At 50.3% G+C, this 19,091-nt stretch carries 17 protein-coding genes; 2 read left to right on the top strand and 15 right to left on the bottom strand.

The window, feature by feature from the left end:
- Window positions 1-192: 192 nt before the first annotated feature.
- Window positions 193-840 carry a hypothetical protein gene (locus BMZ67_RS14010; protein ID WP_092023732.1) on the top strand — a complete coding sequence of 216 codons (648 nt, stop codon included), beginning with the start codon at window positions 193-195 and terminating at the stop codon, window positions 838-840.
- A gap of 64 nt (window positions 841-904) precedes the next feature.
- Here the strand turns inward: BMZ67_RS14010 and BMZ67_RS14005 are convergent, their stop codons facing one another.
- The 4 genes from BMZ67_RS14005 to BMZ67_RS18860 form a co-directional block, all read right to left on the bottom strand.
- Window positions 905-1,828, bottom strand: a complete 924-nt coding sequence (locus tag BMZ67_RS14005; protein WP_175481927.1) for a glycosyltransferase — start codon at window positions 1,826-1,828, stop codon at window positions 905-907.
- Between the two features lie 9 nt (window positions 1,829-1,837).
- Window positions 1,838-2,734 (bottom strand): hypothetical protein, encoded by an 897-nt coding sequence (locus BMZ67_RS14000; protein ID WP_092023728.1) that lies wholly within the window; start codon window positions 2,732-2,734, stop codon window positions 1,838-1,840.
- A 272-nt stretch (window positions 2,735-3,006) separates the two neighbouring features.
- A complete protein-coding gene (locus BMZ67_RS13995; protein WP_092023726.1) occupies window positions 3,007-4,326 on the bottom strand; it encodes an O-antigen ligase family protein in 1,320 nt (439 codons plus the stop codon).
- Window positions 4,319-4,723 carry an arsenate reductase/protein-tyrosine-phosphatase family protein gene (locus tag BMZ67_RS18860; RefSeq protein ID WP_425434247.1) on the bottom strand — a complete coding sequence of 135 codons (405 nt, stop codon included), beginning with the start codon at window positions 4,721-4,723 and terminating at the stop codon, window positions 4,319-4,321. The genes BMZ67_RS13995 and BMZ67_RS18860 overlap by 8 nt, the downstream gene beginning before the upstream one ends.
- 373 nt (window positions 4,724-5,096) lie before the next feature.
- Here BMZ67_RS18860 and BMZ67_RS13985 point away from each other — a divergent pair, with 373 nt between their 5' ends.
- Window positions 5,097-6,272, top strand: a complete 1,176-nt coding sequence (locus BMZ67_RS13985) for a carboxylate--amine ligase (protein ID WP_092023722.1) — start codon at window positions 5,097-5,099, stop codon at window positions 6,270-6,272.
- A 24-nt stretch (window positions 6,273-6,296) separates the two neighbouring features.
- Here the strand turns inward: BMZ67_RS13985 and BMZ67_RS13980 are convergent, their stop codons facing one another.
- The 11 genes from BMZ67_RS13980 to prpF all read right to left on the bottom strand — a co-directional run bounded on the left by BMZ67_RS13980 (window position 6,297) and on the right by prpF (window position 19,063).
- Window positions 6,297-7,322 carry a polysaccharide deacetylase family protein gene (locus BMZ67_RS13980; protein WP_092023720.1) on the bottom strand — a complete coding sequence of 342 codons (1,026 nt, stop codon included), beginning with the start codon at window positions 7,320-7,322 and terminating at the stop codon, window positions 6,297-6,299.
- 62 nt (window positions 7,323-7,384) lie between these two features.
- On the bottom strand, window positions 7,385-8,506 hold the full coding sequence (locus tag BMZ67_RS13975) for a glycosyltransferase (protein WP_092023693.1): 1,122 nt from the start codon (window positions 8,504-8,506) through the stop codon (window positions 7,385-7,387).
- 7 nt (window positions 8,507-8,513) lie between these two features.
- Window positions 8,514-9,491: a GNAT family N-acetyltransferase gene (locus BMZ67_RS13970; RefSeq protein WP_092023691.1), complete on the bottom strand. Its 978-nt coding sequence runs from the start codon at window positions 9,489-9,491 to the stop codon at window positions 8,514-8,516.
- Window positions 9,491-10,804 carry a FemAB family XrtA/PEP-CTERM system-associated protein gene (locus tag BMZ67_RS13965; RefSeq protein ID WP_092023689.1) on the bottom strand — a complete coding sequence of 438 codons (1,314 nt, stop codon included), beginning with the start codon at window positions 10,802-10,804 and terminating at the stop codon, window positions 9,491-9,493. Before BMZ67_RS13965 ends, BMZ67_RS13970 begins: the two co-directional genes overlap by 1 nt.
- A gap of 17 nt (window positions 10,805-10,821) precedes the next feature.
- On the bottom strand, window positions 10,822-11,688 hold the full coding sequence (locus BMZ67_RS13960) for an XrtA system polysaccharide deacetylase (protein ID WP_245749989.1): 867 nt from the start codon (window positions 11,686-11,688) through the stop codon (window positions 10,822-10,824).
- A 59-nt stretch (window positions 11,689-11,747) separates the two neighbouring features.
- Window positions 11,748-12,896 carry an outer membrane beta-barrel protein gene (locus tag BMZ67_RS13955; RefSeq protein WP_175481925.1) on the bottom strand — a complete coding sequence of 383 codons (1,149 nt, stop codon included), beginning with the start codon at window positions 12,894-12,896 and terminating at the stop codon, window positions 11,748-11,750.
- Between the two features lie 136 nt (window positions 12,897-13,032).
- On the bottom strand, window positions 13,033-13,950 hold the full coding sequence (locus BMZ67_RS13950; protein ID WP_245749988.1) for a P-loop NTPase family protein: 918 nt from the start codon (window positions 13,948-13,950) through the stop codon (window positions 13,033-13,035).
- Entirely contained in the window at window positions 13,950-15,479 is a 1,530-nt protein-coding gene (locus BMZ67_RS13945) for an XrtA system polysaccharide chain length determinant (protein ID WP_092023685.1), read from the bottom strand. Before BMZ67_RS13945 ends, BMZ67_RS13950 begins: the two co-directional genes overlap by 1 nt.
- 64 nt (window positions 15,480-15,543) lie before the next feature.
- Entirely contained in the window at window positions 15,544-16,188 is a 645-nt protein-coding gene (locus tag BMZ67_RS13940) for an XrtA/PEP-CTERM system exopolysaccharide export protein (protein WP_092023683.1), read from the bottom strand.
- A gap of 68 nt (window positions 16,189-16,256) precedes the next feature.
- Window positions 16,257-17,597 carry a TIGR03013 family XrtA/PEP-CTERM system glycosyltransferase gene (locus BMZ67_RS13935; protein ID WP_245749987.1) on the bottom strand — a complete coding sequence of 447 codons (1,341 nt, stop codon included), beginning with the start codon at window positions 17,595-17,597 and terminating at the stop codon, window positions 16,257-16,259.
- A 278-nt stretch (window positions 17,598-17,875) separates the two neighbouring features.
- On the bottom strand, window positions 17,876-19,063 hold the full coding sequence (gene prpF, locus BMZ67_RS13930) for a 2-methylaconitate cis-trans isomerase PrpF (protein WP_092023679.1): 1,188 nt from the start codon (window positions 19,061-19,063) through the stop codon (window positions 17,876-17,878).
- Between the last annotated feature and the right edge of the window lie 28 nt (window positions 19,064-19,091).

Genomic DNA, 19,091 nt, shown 5'->3' with positions numbered 1-19,091 from the left:
GCTGAAAAAGCAGGGTTGGGGCGGCACCCTACCCCTTCTAGCGTTAGCTAAATGCCTATTCAGTGGTACGAACTAGTCGGGAATGTCAGGCTTCGATACACAATAAGACAGGATCCACCTATAACCCCTTGATTAATTTAACTTGGCATAAATAGTGCGTATCACAATATGCCAACTTAAAAGGACACAAGAATGGTCAGGGTAACACTTTGTATTCTTCTAGCAGTTGCTGGAGCAGAAAGTTCCGCTACTCCAATAAACTATTTTTTTGAAGGGGAAACCAGAAACATCTTAGTCAGCGGTGAAAATTATGCCCCCGACTTACCGTTGGTTCGTTCTGACGGTACCGTGATTGCAAGCGGGCATACAAAAATGACCGGCTACATTACTTTAGATCCAGACGCCTGGAGGGACGGGGCTGGCGGCTCAGGACTTGGCCAAGTGCTGTCTTGGGGTTTTTCCACTGAAGGCTTGGATTACCAAGGAGGCGGCGGAGAATTCCACACTCTTTTGTTTAACGATAGTGCTTTTGAATACCTGGATGAAGCGCCTCACGGGGGGTATGGGCCTGACGTAGTAAGCCTTATTTTCAACTTCAATAGCACCCCCTTTGATCAAGGCGCCAATGACTTGCCCGTCAGCAACTTTAGTGGCGGCAGCTTTTCTACTGGGATAGACCTGGCTTGGGTGAACGATCAACAGATCATGCAAGGCATTGAAGGTACAATAACGAAGCTTTGGCGCGCAGAGCCGACTCCTGTACCAACACCATCCACCCCAATATTAATGGCGACCGGGTTGCTGATACTTGGGCTCCGAAAAACCACGAAGAGCGCCTAACTTTTTGTCGCCCCCTGTGGCATGCCAGTAAAAGGCCAGGGGGCACATCTATGGCCACAGCGCCTTATTGAGTTGCCGGCTTTACGAACAACCAGGACAACGATCTAGCCACCAAATAAACGTACGAGACCAAAAGGTTTTCCAATCTCCCCTTCAGCCCCAGAGGAGCCCTGAAACGAAGAATAGAATAGGCAGCCGGAAATGACGCTGCGCACAACGCACTTATAAGTGCCCCACCCGATTCGCCCATAACCAAAAGCAATAACGCGAGGCCGTGGAAAAGCAACATGGATGTCGCAAAAACAGCAACCTTGGAGTCCAAGAATATTTTCAGACTTTGAAAATCACCTTTTCCATGCCAGCATTCGCGGTTGAAAAATTCTTTTAAGCTTGATGGATAACCAAGGTGTATTGTTCTCAGCTCCTTAATAAACAGAATTTTTGCTCCCACACCTTTCGCTTTCCTGCAAAAGTCACTGTCTTCCCCGGAAACCAGCAAAGGATCAAACCCACCCGAAGAGAAAAAAAGATCCCGCTTTAGGATCATGTGGCCTGTTCCTACATAATTGGGCGTATTTTTCCACTTATTGTCCAGTAAGGGCCTGAACCAAGAGTTTGACAGCTTCGAGGACTTGTCCGATATATCCAGTGACCCTCCAACGACAACTTTCTCTCTATCCAACAAGTCAATAACACGCACTATTTCTGTACGCCAGTCCTCGGTGAATAGAACATCGGCGTCGTTAAAAATCAGTACATCACCACGGGCATTTCTCGCACCGATATTCCTTAACTCTCCAATATTTGCGTCCCTATCAATAAGGACTTTATCCGATAACTCCTTAGCAATTTCAAACGTGCGATCAGAAGATCCATTATCTACAACGATAATTTCATGGTCGAACTCGCGTAGCGAAGATCTTATGGAAGAAATTGTATTGGAAATTCCCTTTTCCTCATTCAATGCCGGAATAATGACACTAAACATTAACATTCCTTATTCAATCGTCAGATCCCTGATGCTATCAGGAGGAGAGAGTTCGTTACCCGGACCGGTTCCCCCACCAGTGAGACCACCGCCAATAAACCGATAGCCATTGCTATCAACATTAGGCGGCGTGTCAGAGGTCATAACTATATTATCTACATAGAGACTCTGTGACTTAGGCGCTCGGCCGTTCCAATAAGTGAACAAATACAAAGCATTGGCTACATCACTATTGTTAGAGAGCGTTTGAGCATTTTCTCCGTTCCACACCATTTTGTCGTCTAACCAAAGGCGTACAAATGAGTTCCCACCCTCGGTAACTGGCACTGTGCCAAACGAAAATTCCAATTCAAGCTTCAACCACTTATCTCGGGGGAGCAATGTATTCCTCTGATTTGCATTTGCTATATAAAGCCACCCGATATCCCAGACCCCTTCTTTAATATACCGATAAACTGCATCTACTCCGGAATTATCATCGATAATCTGAAAATCATTATACCCGCCATTTTCACCCGATGAGGTATTGGTTCTTATCCGCACAAATTTTAAGGACCCATTACCTGGGGTATAGATATAAAAATTCGAAGGTATGTAAATATAGAATTGTACCCAAACCTTGTCTCCAGCAGTAAGGTTGCCCGGGAAGTTTAGAATCCCCCCCCAACTGCCAAACCCCTCAGCGCCCTCGGCAATACTCATTTTTGCAGAAAGCGAACCATCCAGTGTCACTTCGTCTGAGTAGAGTGTTCCACCGCCAGCATCATCAAAATCACCACCTCTTTGAGTAGACTGACCAACAACCCCATTATTAAAGTCCACCGATCTTGTCCAGCCCAAGGCGTCGCTAGCTGAGAAAATTAAAAATAACGCCGCTAAATAACTGACTTTAAAAGATTTTCTCATAACAACCCCCTATATTTTTTAGCCTAACAGAGTTATTTTAGTGTATTTTAGTAGATCGCAACATGAAATTCTTAATACCATTTCCTAATTTTAAGACTATTCTTATAAAGTTTGATTTTCAGTATGGAACTTAGAAACACGAAAATTAACCCTGCACTTTCAAAGGGTTAGAGCAAAACTTAATTTAAAAAAAGGAAGATTTTACAAACAGGCTATCAACCAATAGTGTTTTTATTCCTAAACAAAAAAATAAAACTAAGACCCGATATCACTCAAATTCCTCCTTGAAATGCTTTGACGTTTTTCTGAGACCGGTTTCGCATCTTTTTTGGAGGCAGATTGCCAAATGAGTTTTTCAAAGCAACTAGCAAAGCAAGGTGAATCCACAAAAATGGATAATACGTCACCGTTACAAACTGTCCCGCAACGACAAAACCAATTAACGACAAATTGAAAGCGCGTCCAACCATCGAAAACTTAACTTCGCCCTCTGATCTCGAAAATGATCGCCCAATTTTTAGGGCTGAAATCAAAATAAATGAATAAATTAAAAGACCAAGGATTCCTGTATCGGTGCCTACCTGGATAAATATGTTGTGGGGCAACTCTGCCCGGCCCAAAATAATGTCATTTGGGAAATACCTTTCGAAATAGGGTGCAAAGTTGAAATATCCTACCCCTAGGACCGGGTTATCTTCGATCATGGTCAAGCCATTCTGCCAATAGAGAATTCTCTGCTTGGAGGTCCCGTCATCACCCATTGTTTCAAACCGCTGCTTTTGGGCATCGGGCAAGAAAGTCCATATAACAAAAAAAGCTATAAATACCGAAACGAAGACTTTCGGTTTAAAAACTTGACGATAGTTCATTACCAGCAACTGAACAATTAAGGCTAACTGCGCTCCTCTAGAGCTAGCTCCTAGAATCACCATAACGGCGGTAATAGGCATTAACATAAGCAGAAAATACCAACGCCTGGTTATGTAGCCCTTCAAGGCATGAGAAAAAGCCCATGCTATAGGCCAAAAAACCAACATTTGAATGGCAAGTTCACCGGAATTTTGAAAAAATCCTGGCGGCCCCATCAATCCCCACCCTGTAAACGAAAACCCTCGGCGAGCCCAAATCAATGCCAGTGAAAGGGAAAGTTTGAAAGAGGCCACGAGAAATATGCACAAAAATATAAAAAACCTCTTCCTTGTATTAACAATATTTATTATAAGGAAATATATAACAACCCAAAGATAGTACTTATCAAGATTTTTAAATGATATTTCAGGAAAATAGGCAAGATAACTTGAAGCAACGATAATCAACAGGAAAAATATGAGAAGTACGTTAACTGATGAAGACACCCACCGGACAGTTTTATCGGTAAAACAACCGAGTATTGCTCCAATAACTACAAGTTTTGTCCACGGTAGGATGTCTATCGCTGGATATATAGACTGAGGCCTGACATACTCAAGGAATAGATAGGCGCATATCATCCAGAATGCAAAGCTTTCTTTCTTGAAGTATTGCCATACCGCACGGACATTAAGTGAATAGAAGTCTTCGTCCGTTATCTCTTTCCACTTCTTTTTAACCACAGATGCCCCGCACAGCCTCTAGCACCTTGTTTTCGCAATGTGTGAAAAATTCGATACAGCAATTGTAGGGGTCGTGAATGTAGGGGCTAGGCCTCCTGCAGAAGCTGCCAGCAAGAACAAGCCGGTAGTTTCCGCCTACTTTTTCCTGGAATGAAGTGAGGTGGGCGGGCTCCATCACAACGATCAAGTCAGAGCTTCGGAATTCGAAGTCTTTTACATTAACTGTCCGGTGATCCTCCAGGCTCAGGCCAAACTGGCTCGCATGCGCCATCGCCCTTGGATCTGCCGGAAAGCCGTCACCGCAGTTCAAGCCACATGACGCTGCCTGCTTGCCAAGACTCCGCGCATAGACCTCTGCTAAGGGGCTACGACAGATATTGCCACTGCAAACGAACACCAACCGTTCAAAGCTTCCCGGGTGTATACGGGAAAACTTTCGATACACCCCAAGCCAAGACAGGATAGAGTGACGGACGTAATGAACGAACCCACCCCTTGAGCCGAATCTCTCATACACTAACCGGTCCAACAAACAACCTCCCTATCATCCGCAGCATATGTCCAAAAACTTGGGGCTCGCGCCCATTAGCTGCTCTGAGCCCAGCATTGGAACGCTCGACCCACCCCTACCACCTTACCAAATCGGGCGGGGCTGTTTCAGTTAACAATGTGCCTGAATTTTAAATCACTCAGATAGAATTTTCCCTGTTTATAAATGATAATCGCCAAACCTTTCTTGAAGATGCGACAAAATAAGGACGTTGCTCACCATGGAACCGAGAATCCTGATACTCGATGGCAATCAGCGAGCCTCACTTGCGGCGGTGCGATCGCTCGGCTCCAGGGGGCTAAACGTCACTGTAGGGGAAAGTTCTTTAACATCCCTTGCCGGTGCATCCAAATTCGCTGGCAAACACATGCTCTACCCCAACCCCTATGAGTATCCCCGGGAGTTTTTCGAAACCATAAAGGAATACGTGGCCGAACAGGGGATTTCGTTTTTGCTCCCCATTACGGAGGCGACCTCTTACGTCATTCTGCAATACCGAGACGAGTTACCGGAACATGTTACATTGCCATTCCCCGATTCAGGCGCGGTCGAGCAGCTCGCCAACAAAAATGAGCTGTTTAAGCTAGCGCCTAAGCTTGATATCCCAGTGCCCAAAACCACATTTTGCGAGAACGCATTAGAGGGTGTTGCCGCTCTTTCTAAAACCACATCATTTCCTGTAGTTCTCAAACCTTACAAATCCCGGATACTGGCGGAAGGGGCGATTGAATCGACCCAAGTGATCATTGCGAACTCTAGAAGTGATGCAGAATCAGCCCTGACATCCCACTCCTACTTCAATTACCCGTTCACAGTTCAGGAGTACATTGAGGGTGCCGGACAGGGTGTGTTCGCATTGTTTGACCACGGTAAGCCTATCTGCTTTTTTGCGCACCGCAGGCTAAGGGAAAAGCCGCCCGGAGGCGGTGTCAGCGTGTTATCGGAGTCGGTTGCCGTTAATGAAAGGCTTAAACAGTCTGCAGAGCAATTACTTCGACATGCCAAATGGCATGGTGTAGCGATGGTTGAATTTCGTGTAGCCAACGACGGCACTGGCTACCTGATGGAAGTAAACCCCCGTTTCTGGGGCTCGCTCCAACTGGCGATTGATTCGGGTGTCGACTTCCCTTGGTTGCTTTACCTGATCAGTACTGGCCAGGACATTCCAGGCATCCATTGGCGGCATCGCAGGGTTCGTTGGCTTTTGGGAGATCTTGATCGACTTTACCTGGTTCTCAAGTCACCGGTGTCCGACTATTCATTAGGCGCAAAGTTCATCGAGATTATGCGCTTTCTCAGGCCAAACCGGCGGAATCGTCATGAGGTAAACCGCGTCAATGATCTGCGTCCGTTCTGGTTTGAATTGAAGCAATACCTTCGAGCGCTCAGGAACTGACACAGGCCAGCTCCGCCCAAACCTTTAGGTTTGTTCCCGCTTTAACGATTCTTTTACCGCTTCAAACCGGTTTACGATCTGCTGGAAATCGCCAAATTTTTCCGGCAGAGAAAACCGTGGGATCGAATATACATCCTGCATTGCGCCGGCTTTTACGTAGCCAGCAACGGTATTAAAAGCCATCCTGAAGCCCGCCTGTTTCAACACCATCACATCACAGACGTCATAGTCGCTCAACCTTCCCGTTGGATACGCAAAAACGTCCGGAAAGTAATCAAGCTCTGTCTTCGCTCGTTTCTGGGATTCTAGAATTTCAAAACGCCGTTCGCTTTCTGGTAACACTGAAAGAATGCGGTGCGTACAGGTATGGGGATACACCCCATGCCCTCGATGCCTCAACGACTGGGCATCACTCCAGGTCATCGGCCGGTAGGGGTCAGGAATGCCAGGTGGAAATTCGACATCCAGTGCCGGAAAAAGCTCATTTTTGATCCACTCGTAGATCAATGCCTGATCATCCCTTTTTAGCTCCTTGCGGAATTCCCGGATGACATCCCGCAATGTGAACTCTTTCAGGTCAATGGGAAAACTCCGCCCGGACGGTAGGCTTATTTCAAGCTTCGCCTTCGTTATCTGGTTCAAGGCATAGACAACCTGGTCATCCCACGGCCAGAGCTTTCCGTCCAGAAAACCGGTAATCACGAAAAAATTAAGGGGAAAACCAAACTCGTCGAACACCTTTGCCACGACATCATGGTGATCGTAAAAGCCGTCATCAACCGTAAACATCACTGCTCTTGGAGGAACCGGGTCTCCTCTTAGAAGGATATTCCCAAGGTCGTCCATCGTAAGAACCTGATAGCCATGACTTGCGAGATATTGAAGATAGCGGCGGAGAAGGTCGGCGCTGAGCGTGCCTGGGGCGTCTTTGGCCGACTCAGTGAATCGATGGAGCATGAAAACCGGTATACACCGGGGGAACAGCGCGTGATAAACGCCGGTTTCTCCCAGAAAATTCGCAAACTTAAGTGCTAACGTTTTAAAAGCCATATCAATCGGATACCGCCCTTCCTCGCATTATTATTCTTGTCGGCTTGCTTGCCTGTAACCGGCTATCGTTGCGTAAGCTGCCGGTAAAGATCAAGGTACCCTTGCAACATGCTGCTCAGGCTAAATTTTTTCATTGCGTGTTCCCTCGCATCAATGACCAGGTTTTCTCTGAGGGCTGGGGCTTTCAGGCATTGAATAGCGCTATTTATCGCACCTGAGTCCTTTACAGGAACCAGGATTCCCGTTTTGCCATCATCAACAATCTCTTCGGGGCCACCGCTTCGCGTAGCGATCACAGGTATTCCCGCCATCATGGCCTCAACGGTTGAAATCGAAAAACCCTCAGAGATCGATGGCAGTAGAAATAGGTCCGCCTGACAAAGAATGCTGGCTACGTCTTCCCTGAAACCAAGCCAATGGATAGCAGGCTTGGTTTTTGAAGCAGCAATCTTCTGCAGTAGCGGCTTGAATACGCTCTCCCTTTGGTGCCCAACCACCACAAAGTGGGTATTGGGATCGGACTCTGCCAGCTCAATCGCTGCATCGACCAGGTAGGAATATCCCTTCGCGGGCCTGACATTACCAATTGACACGACAATGGTCGCTTCAAGCGGGATGCCTAACTCCTCTCGTAACCCCGTTTCAGAACCACGCTTGAAGACGTCGGGGTCTACTCCATTATAGATGAGTTTAAGCTTGTTCGAGGGCAAGGCACTTCGCTCAGTCAACTGCTTCTCAAGGCCTTTCGATACACAAATGATCGCTGACGACCCCCACCCTACTATCAGGAACTTCGCACGCAGAAAGCGTTCGCCAGTAGCCACATCAACGGCGCCATGGAACGTGGATATCATCGGCTTCCTGCAAAGCATCGCAAGCAAAGCCCCATACACATTAGAACCCAGCAAGTGGGCATGTATGAGGCTGACACCTTCTGATTTGACGAGTTTTCTGAGCGCCTTCAAGTAACCGAGGTTGAAGCTTCCCTTAGAGTCGATGATATAGGGAGTAATCCCAAGGGCTCTGATCTGGTCTGCTACGTATCCTTCACCACGGAGAACAACAACGTTCCGGAACTCAGTCTTCTGAAGTTCCCGCACCAAACAAATGAACACGGTTTCTGCGCCACCAGGCCCCGTGGTGTCAATCAGGTGTAAGATCGTTGGAGGGGCATTCCCTGTCATCAAAGACTCATCCTTTCATCCAGTAGAGCGCCCTGAACGGAGCGCTTTTGACAAGCATGACTGATAAAAACTGGTAGCAGTCGGTAGAGAAACGTTTTTTATAGTCTTCGTTCTTTCCACACCCGGCCAGTAAATCGAACGCTTTTGTCTCCCGGCAATTGAAAGCGTCCTCAATGGCGTAGCCCAAGTGAAGCGAGCCCAGAGCGAGCTTTCGGTGGAAATCCTGCATGAAGCCGGCCTGTATGTTGTAAACCGTTCCGCGATACCACACGTTATAGAGCACTGAGACCACATTTCCATCAACAGAAAGCGCTGACAAATACGGTATCCCGCCCTCTCCTTCAACACGGTCTAGAAACTTGAGGTGGAACGCAAGGCTAGTGCCCCCAAAGCAGGGTTTTCCCCAGCGTTTCAGGTGGAATTGGTTGAGATGTTCAAAAAACAGTTCCGGGTCGCTCTGCCATAAGTTGGTGTGCTCTACGTCACCCTCGGATTCCAGCAACTTCCTTCGGTTAAACAGCCGCAACCGGGTGTTGCTTCCCAGGCCATCGAGGTACGATTGAAATCCATCGGATGTATTGATGGAGTATCCATCATCAACGGAGTTGATACGAACCCCCCAGTTATGCCTAGCCGCGAGACTTACCAAGGCCTCCAGTTCTTCCGAGCCCTTGAGCAAGTCACTGAATACAGCTTCTGTCCAGCTATGGGTTTCAAGGAGTTCGCTAATACGGCTGGCAAGGGACTCCCCAGCACCGCCGTCCCTGAAAAAGCTGTTGTATTCTGTTCTGGGAGTCCGAAGTTCCCGGTGACTGGTGCCAACAAACTGAAGCGATCGAATTGGGAGTACGCCTTTATAGCGGTAGCGTGACTCGTACAGACCGGAAACCTCACCATCCCAAGGCCTGACAAGCCGGAACCCCTTGGTTTGGCCCCATGCTTCCCACCACGCACTTTGCCAAGCACGGGACTGGAAAACGCTCATTAAGGTAGGTCCTTGACGATATGGGGGCCCAAAAAATTGGCAACAAATAGCGGTAAACGTTGCCATACCGCAATCAAGAGCTTGAACTTCGGATTGTCTGGGTTCAAGGCTGGAAGCTCATGCCCTTCGGGCATAACGTAGTCCCAGAACAGGTCGATCGGCTGTGCACCCCACTGCTGCTTGAAGCGATACGTACCCGCATCTCGACTGCAACGGCCAAAATCAAACAGACCGTACCCGCGGGCTATGGCGAGCTTTAGGATCTCCCAGTACATGGTCATGTTAATCCCGGTATGGCTGTACCTTCGCAATGTCGACGCCCAGGGGATCTCCATGCGTCCCTTGAAGCCCGTAATGAACGCACAACCCGCCGGCTTACCGTCAATTTTTGCTACCACCAGCCACGCATGTCCGTCCAAGGATTGCAGAAGATTGCGAAAAAAATCTTTGCCGTAGACCGGTGTTCCGAGGTCTCGCATATTGTTGGAAAACACATGATAGAAGTCGTCCAGCAGTTCACATCCGCCCACATGAAGCCCGCTCACCTCTTTTTCGCCACGGCGGACCTGTGCCCTCAGTTTTGGTTTGAAGCTGTTCCAGAGATCGTCAGGGTGCTCAGGCAATGGCAACCAGAACGTCACTTTGTCAGTCCGCTGCTGGTAGCCTAGCCCTGAGTCTTCGCAAGCCCGCAGTTCGAGGTGCTCTGCGCCCTGCTGGTCACGCCACTCGTTACAGGCTTCAATCAGCTTTCCGGCAATATCCGGGTTATCAGCCAACACCCCTCCGTAGTTAAAATATGGGAGCGAAACCAAGAAATTCCCAAACAATCGGCTATTCAATTGCACCACAGGCAGCACGCCAACGACCCGGCCACCTTCGCCCAACGCAAAAAAATACCGGGTTTCGTGACTATAGGTCGTCGAAATAAAAGACGTTACAACCGGCTGATGCCAAATCGATGCCCCAGGGTGACGTTCCAGATACTGCTCTATAGCACCGTCTCTGGCGTCAGCTGACGACTCAATAATGATCGAGTCCTTGCACTCCAGATCCAAGATCGCCGGAGGGATTGAAGCTTGCCCAGGCACCCATTTGCTCTCCGGCTTTTCAGCGTTGAGTTTCTGTTTAAGCTGCTTTTGAATCGATTTGATTTGATCAGATACGCCCCCGAGTTCAGCAATCAATGATTCTGCACTGGCGCCCTGTTTCTTTGCTTCGCCGATCAAACGGCCAAGTCGACCCTTTTGCGCTTTCAGATCATCAAGTTTTGCCTTAGAGACGTCCGGATTTTCGGTGGTGACTTCCGTTCCCATACTGATGTTCCCTTACGCTATACCGCAATCGGATCAGAAGGGATGGGACTGCCAGACAATACGCCGGAGACCGTTGTGAAATTAAAATCGCCCAGTAGACGTTCCAGGCGATTCATACACTTGTCCAAGTTGTTGTAGTGCCTGAACGTCGACAGTGCACTAACCTTCAGCCGCGGCTGATCAACATCAACTTCCCATGGGTGAAGATAGAAAATAAAGGCCTTGCCGGATCGATTGATCCGACCAAGCCCCCACTTGGTTAGCCAGTATGGGAAAAGCCGGAAATACCCGCCTCCGGCAATTGGTAGGCGGTAATTCCCTATTGGGCAGGTTGATAGTGGGAACTCTGTAAGCTCTCCGCCGTTCGGAGCCTTTAGGATATAAGGCTCAAACGGTGTTCCAGGCATACCGTAACGATCGTGATGAACTGGAAAGATCGAAGAGTCCCAGGTAAACCCCTCGTCGCACAGGATATCGAGCGCCCATTTGGAGTTCTGGGTAATCGAGTAACTCGCGGCCCGGTAGCCAGTCACAGGCTTACCGATAATGTCTTCCAGGATCTGCTTGGACCTGCGGGTCTCTTCGCGAAACACCTCAGGGGTTTGGGAATAGACGAGTTGATGACTGTACCCGTGGCTGGCGATTTCATGGCCCGCCTCGAAGATTCGCTCTACCAGTTTGGGGGACCGTTCTGCAACCCACCCCAGAACGAAGAACGTCGCCTTGATACCGGAACGCTCGAACAGTTCCAGCAAGCGCTCGGTGTTCGCTTCAACTCGATACTCCATTGAGCCCCAATCATCACGACTGACTGCTTCAGCCAAAGCGGCTACCTGGAAGTAGTCTTCCACATCAATCGTCAACGCATTCGTGATAGCTACCACAGATCATACATTCCATGTCAGTTGGGTATACGAGTAATCCGGTCAGCAACGAAACAGAGTTATCTGAACTCGTAGCTAAGACCGACCTCAACCCAGTTCTCATCATACTCGACAGGGTCGAAGTCACTGGTTCTCTTGGAAAAACCATAACTGCCTAGCACCCTCAGGCGTCTTGCCATACGGTAAGAGAGGCCCACCTCAGCATCAAAGAGCAGATCGTCCCTCGATTCTGGCTCATACTGCAGGCTTTCAATACTTCCATCCACGAATCCATCAAACCGTGGAGAAATCGGGCGCCGGTAAGTCCCCCTCAACCCGATTGAGTTTTCTTCGCTATCTGTCTGGGAGTAGTCGGTCTGGTTGTAAAAAAACAGGATATCCAGTGACGACTGAGTGCTGTATTCATTCCTTAAACCTGCCCTGAACGACACGACGTCAATACCCGTTGTCTCTCTCAGGTTGAACACAAGGTCCCCAATGCGAACATCGTAGTCAGAGGTTTGATCCGTCAGCTCCCGGCTGGCCGAAAGGTAAAACAAACTGGACGCCGAGATTTCGCGTTCATAACGGAGGTCGCCAACAATTCCGTCATTTTTGAACTCCGTTCCAAACCGTCGACTTTCGTACTCCATGTAGCCGATCGAACCTTGCAAATTTGACACGTTCCAGGATTTTTCCACCGTCAGGTTCAACGAAGACCGGTCAATATCTTCCTGGGTATCAAGGTCCGCAGCTTCTTTAAAGTACCTCACCCCGGCATTCAGGGTTGGGCTGAAGTCACGAGACAGCCAAACCGAACCATTGATCCGTTCGCTATCAATTTCGGTGGACTCAGAATAATCGGTATCCTCGTACTGAGCCGACAGCTCCAGCCGGTCTGCGCTGCTTAACCGTAACGAATAGATCGGACCCGTTCGGAGTATGTTCTTGCGGGTCGTGTTATCAGGGGTATTGGCAAAACGGGAGTTTTGCTCAACATTACGAATGCTGTCCGACAATTGCCAGATCAACCGCTCGGTAACCTGGCAATCCCCGGCAAAATCCAGGTCAGCCGTGAACTCTGGGTCATAGCTGTCCTTATCCCATCGACTGTAAGCAACTTCACCAACGGTTCTGGCATTGCACACATCCGGATCCGATTGATGGTTAATCCCGAGGGAAATCCTGGTTTCAACGTCGCTGGTTTCATCGGACGGAACCCGAGTCATATTGTCGCTGTACCGGTTGGTCAACTGACCGACCAGCCCGAGCGGCGCTGCTGAGGCGGTACTGACGCCTAGCGAAGATAATACGGCCGTGAATACGAACGCTCCCGGAATGGAAGCCCTGCAGAATTGGCCGACGCTAGCCATTGATCACCATCCCAACGAGTTTTTCAGGATTAAAGCCCATGGAAGCCTGCTCGATGCCCGATACTGTCGCGCGCCCATGAGGCACTACCAGCATAGAGTAATCGCAGATTTCTGACAGAATCCTTGCATCCGGAGACTCCGAGATAGAGGCTGTATCCAGAACAATGAAGCGGTCGGGATAGCGCTTCCGCACCGCCTGCATGAACTGTTTCATCCGAAATGACGTGAAGAACTCTGACGGTGTTTCACGCTGGCTGCCGGCCGGAATCAGCCGCAACCGGGGTATGCCCGTCGGATAGATGATCCGAGAAATGTCATAATCCGGGTCTTCCAGAAAGTCGGTCAGCCCGGAATCGGTCATGATGTCCAAGCTGTTGTGCAGTGACGGTTCCCGGAGGTTGCAGTCCACCAGCAAAGCGGTTTTGGAACGATCAAACGCAAACGCTGCAGCCAGGTTCAGGGCGACGAACGAAGCCCCGGAGCCCGGCGTTGCACCACTCACCACCAGGGTAAAGTTGTTCCCGTTTGACCGCTCCATCAATTGCGTACGAAGGTTGCGAAATCGGTTCACCAACTTACGATTTGGGGAGTTCGGATAGATTATACGGCGTTCGTCGAGGTCATCCGGGGTGAGCACCCTTGGCTCACGCATCTGCGAAATCTGTTTGCTGATAAGGTACTTGTCGACCGAGCCGTGCCCAAGTTCCAGTGAGCTTGGGACCAAAAGCCGGGAATCATCCCATTCGGTAAAGGGGGTGGTCTGACGGTTTTCTTCTGTGCTGTCTTCGCCCGAATTAGCACTATCGCTAGAAAAACGCTCTTCGCCATCCTCAGGACGACCGCCAGCCTGGTCGAGGCGATCTTCGCTTTCAGGACGCTCGTTGCCGGCGTTAACCTCTGTGTTTTTCATCACACCATATCCCCCAGAATCGACGTAATAACCACCGTGATATAAACAGCAGCCACGACAGCCCCACATATGAGCACTGCAATGGTTCTTCTGCGGTCTTTACGTTTCTCGAAGGGTGTCCGGGCCTCTGGCAGAACCTCAAGGACAGGCAATTCGAGCTCTTCCTCTACATCCGCCCGAACCCGGACTCGCGGGTCAAGCTGCACAAATCCAACAGCTGCGCCAAAGGGTGCTGCAACTCCCAGTAACAACCCAGCAATAGCAAGCATCGGAAACTTGACGCCAGTCGGGTTCAACGGATATTGCGCCGCTTCATTGATCCGGAAGTTAAGCCCTTGGCCCTCGATATCGAGGTGCATGGAGACCCGGGCCGATTCCCTTCTTTTCAGAAGGTCGTCATAGATCTGCCGGTTAACTTCAAGGTCGCGGGTTAATTCCAGATACTCCGCATTGTTTGCCTGGATGCGCTCCATGCGGCCAGACTGCTCCCTCAGCAAGCGCTCTATGGAACGGATGCGAGTCTCGGTTGTCATCGAGTCAGCCCTTGTTTGGGCAAGCGATGCCCTCAACTGCTGGTAAACTGGGTTGGCAATGGTTTCGCCATCAACAATGGGGGCACTATTCTGGCTCTGTGCCAGCGCTCTGTTCTGCTGCCGTTTGAGCTCCGCCAGTTGTTCGCGCAAAATAACTATATCTGGGTAAGTATCGTGGTATTGCAGGCGAAGATTATCGAGCTGCTCCTCAAGCGAGCGAATTCGCTGCTCGTAGCTATCAATCGAGCGCCCCTGAAAGATGCTTGGCTGAACTCTGGCAAGTTCAGTCTCAAGCGACTGCGTCCGGGCAAGCAGGTCCGCCCGCGCAAGCTGCGCCAGTTCCAGTTGGTTACGAAGTTCCGCAAGCCTTGTATTGGCCTGCCCCTCGGTCCCTTCAACATTTTCAGAGAGGAACTCCTTTAGCTTCGCTTCTGTTTCTGCCAGCTGACGTTCGTAGCTTTGAACCTGGCGATCGATAAAATCGTAGGCGCTGCGGCTTTCCGCCCTCTTTCGTTCGTTACTTTCCTCAATAAAGGCTTGTCCCAGGCGTTGTGCAACCTTGAAGGTCCGAAGCGGTGAGGTAGAGGTGAAGCCAATACTGAAATAACTATCACCCCTGGTTTTTACTGACATGCTGGCCCTTAACCAGCCAATGCGCCCTTCAAGCTGCTGAGGCGTCAACTCGTCTACCGTGTTGCCGAATATATTTTCATCTGTGGCAACAGCCTCCATCACTTTCCGGCTCCACAGCAACTCTTCCGCCGAGGACGCCCGCTCATTAATCACTGTCGTCACCGCCCGGCCTTCCATCAACGGCCTGATGATGTTCTGGTCGTCCACAAAGATAATGACCTCAGAATGGTACTTGTAAGGCCATATCAATGCGGCGACAAGCACAACCAGACTGACGCCCGAGAACAGCAGAAAGGCCAGCCATTTTCGAGTCCGGATCTCGCGGATGGATTCTTCAATGAGCTGGGGAACGGATAAAGCCATGATAACTACCTGACAACGTTAGAGCCTGACACACTGGTAGATGATAAAGGAACGCAACGGACACCTAGAAACTGCGCTCAGGTACCGTCAGGATATCACCGGCTCTGAGCGGGTAGTTGGTGCTGATATCACCTTTATTGAGAATGTCATTCAGGCGTACCGGGATGGCAACCACTTCGCCTTGAGCAACTCTATAAAGGCGTGAATCGTTCGCGGCTGCATAGGGGTTAATGCCGCCAGCACTCAGCAATACATCCAACACCGTCATCCCGTCGCGATGCGGGACAGACATCGGCTGCATAACTGCTCCAGTGACCCTCACCCGGTCGGTATACTCATGGCTACCCATGGAGGTCACAACAATACTGACTTGAGGTTCACGGATATAGTGGCCAAGGGCGACCTCAATGCTCCGAGCCAGCTCTTGAGGAGTCTTTCCACTGGCCAACACATCACCAACCAGCGGTACTGAGATCTTGCCATCCGGGCGAACCGGTACAGTAATGCTCAAATCGGGGTTCCGCCAAACCGACACCAAGACAACATCGGTAGAGCCAAGCACATACTGCCCTGAGGCGCCTGAAGTATTCATGTTCAGCGCTCGCTGAATCTGCTCAGGAGAGGAGACCGCTGGCCCAACACAGGCACTCAGTGCTAACGCCGCAACCAAGGAAAATATTGCCATTCCCACACGAAACAACTTAGACATCTACGCTCTCCTCACCGCCACCTTTGATTGTATGGATATTCCTTCACTTCACTGTCCCTATGAAACCGTTAGCGAGAGCCCTTCTTGAACAGCACTACCTCTACCGTCTGGATAATGATCAGCAAATCCAGCAACAGACTTTGATTCTTGATGTAGTAGAGATCGTATCGGAGCTTCTCCCTGGAATCCTCTTCATTATCTGCATATGCAAAGCATAGCTGAGCCCAACCGGTTATGCCGGGCTTAACCCGATGTCTTTCATTATAGAAAGGAATTGTTTCGGCGAGTTTATCGACGAATACCGGTCGTTCGGGTCGCGGTCCAACAAACGCCATGGTGCCATTAAGTACGTTGAACACCTGTGGTAATTCATCGATGCGAACCTTACGAATGAAGGCTCCTACCCTGGTTACCCTGGTGTCGTTTTTCTGCGCCCACACCGCTCCGCCTTTCTCGGCATCAACACGCATGGACCGGAACTTATGGACCTTGAAAACCTTACCGTCCAGCCCTACCCGCTCCTGACTATAGAAAATCGGAGCCTTAAGGCCCTCTTCGAGCTTGATCGCCAAAACCGTCAGCGCCATGATTGGCAATGCCAAGAGGAATAACGTCCCCGACGCCAACAAATCAATCGCCCTTTTCCCAAACCCAGACACGGTGGATACCGTGAAGCCATCGGTAAAGACGAGCCAGCCCCGGGTAATCATCTCAAGCGCCACCTTGCGGGACTCCCGTTCGTAAAACGTCACACCGTCGACAATGCGAACACCCTCCATCTTGCACTCAAGGAGGTCTTCCATCGGCAGGTTTTTACGTCGGTCATCAACCGCCACCACGATTTCACGAACCGGATTATGCAAAATGTACTGATGAATACTGACTGCCGGGCGCACCAGGTGCTTTTCCGGGATTTCTAATGGGGTGTCAGGGATCGGGACAAAGCCCTCAAGCTGAAATCCTTTTCGATTAAAGGGCGTCGTCAGGTCATCGAGTAATTGCCTTGCCCTTGTCCCCGCTCCAAGCACCAGCACTTTACGCCGGAAAACATCCGGGCCCAGCAGTGTGAAAAACAGCATGCGCATCAACCCAAGCGCAAACACGGCGAGAACGGAGGCACTGGTAAGGACACCAACCGCCCCCAGGTACCACAACCAGTCACTCGCAAAGAAGTAGGCAATTCCAGACAGAGGAATACTGACAATCAGCGCAAGAATGGTACGCAGCATCATGCCAGACATACCTTCTTCGAGCTTGGATTGGTGAACACCAATTGCGGTCATGACCAGCAGGTTCATCAGCCCGAATACAATCGCTGAGGGAATAACGTAAACCAGATTATTCAGGAAGAACGTTAACTCACCAAAGTAACGAAAGAAGACGACACCTGAGAAAGCTCCGGCCAGCACCAGAAAATCCAGCAAGCCGAGTATTAGGAAGGGTAAGTGTATGTAGTGCCTAAACAACCTGACGTGAGCCACGTCAACTCCTTGCGCCGTTCCACACTTAAAAGGACTCCGGGCATCCGATGCCGCGGCGATTAAAAAATTCCTAGGGATTGTACCGCAAATGATTCAAACTGCAATTATTGACCACCCCCACTGGCTCACAGTTTACCGGAGTGAATCTCGATAAGGTCACGGCATTCTGACGAATTTCCCTCCAAATGCCGCGCCACCATGGGTGATCAGGCCAAGTTGATTGTGTCCCCCGGCACTCTCACCCACCCTTCCATCACAATGCGGGCACTCCGGCTCATCACCGCTTTGGTCGCCACCCACTGACCACCTTCTTCCCGAGCCTCTGCACCTACTCGAAGGGTTCCGGAGGGATGGCCAAAACGAACGGCCTTTCGCTCACCACCACCTGCAGCCAGGTTGACCAGAGTTCCTGGGATAGCAGCAGCAGTACCAATAGCAACAGCAGCCGTACCCATCATGGCATGGTGGAGCTTGCCCATGGACAAAGCGCGAACCAGGACATCCACATCCGACGCCAAGATCTGCTTGCCGCTTGACGACAGGTAATCCTGAGGAGGAGCAACAAAGGCAATCTTGGGAGTGTGCTGGCGGGCTGCAGCTTCTTCGACGGAGCCAATCAGTCCGATTTTCAGGGCGCCATGGGCACGAATCGTCTCGAATCTGGCCAATGCCTCGGGGTCACCGTTAATGGCTTCCTGAAGCTCAGTTCCCTGATAACCGATATCTGCAGCGTTCAAGAAGATAGTAGGTATCCCGGCATTGATCATGGTCGCCTTGAAGGTTCCGACCCCAGGCACTTCCAGGTCATCCACCAGGTTACCCGTCGGAAACATTGATCCCTCACCGTCGGCTGGATTCATGAACTCAATCTGCACTTCCGCAGCCGGGAAGGTCACACCATCAAGCTCAAAGTCTCCGGTTTCCTGAACCTCGCCGTTGGTAATTGGTACGTGGGCGACGATGGTTTTCTTGATATTGGCCTGCCAGATCCGAACCGTGCAGGTGCCATTCTCAGGAATCCGATCCTTTGCAACAAAACCGCTGTTGATTGCGAATGCACCTACGGCCGCCGTCAGGTTGCCACAGTTCCCGCTCCAGTCCACAAAGGGTTGGTCGATCGACACTTGACCAAAAAGGTAGTCGACGTCGTGGTCCGGCTGAGCGCTCTGCGACAGAATGACCGTCTTGCTGGTGCTGGAGGTGGCATTGCCCATGCCATCAATCTGCTTGCCATAGGGGTCCGGGCTACCAATCACACGCAACAGGATCGCATCCCTGACCGGGCCCGGAGTCTGGGCAGCTTCCGGGAGATCCTGCAGGCGGAAGAACACGCCTTTGCTGGTGCCACCACGCATATAAGTGGCGGGAATTCTGACTTGAGGGGCGTGGGGCATGTGTTTGTTCCTTGAAGATGGGAAAGGA

The organism is Marinobacter zhejiangensis (genome assembly GCF_900114775.1).
Lineage (GTDB): Bacteria > Pseudomonadota > Gammaproteobacteria > Pseudomonadales > Oleiphilaceae > Marinobacter > Marinobacter zhejiangensis.
Note: the sequence above shows the minus strand (reverse complement) of the source record. Positions and strands in the feature narration are given on the sequence as shown.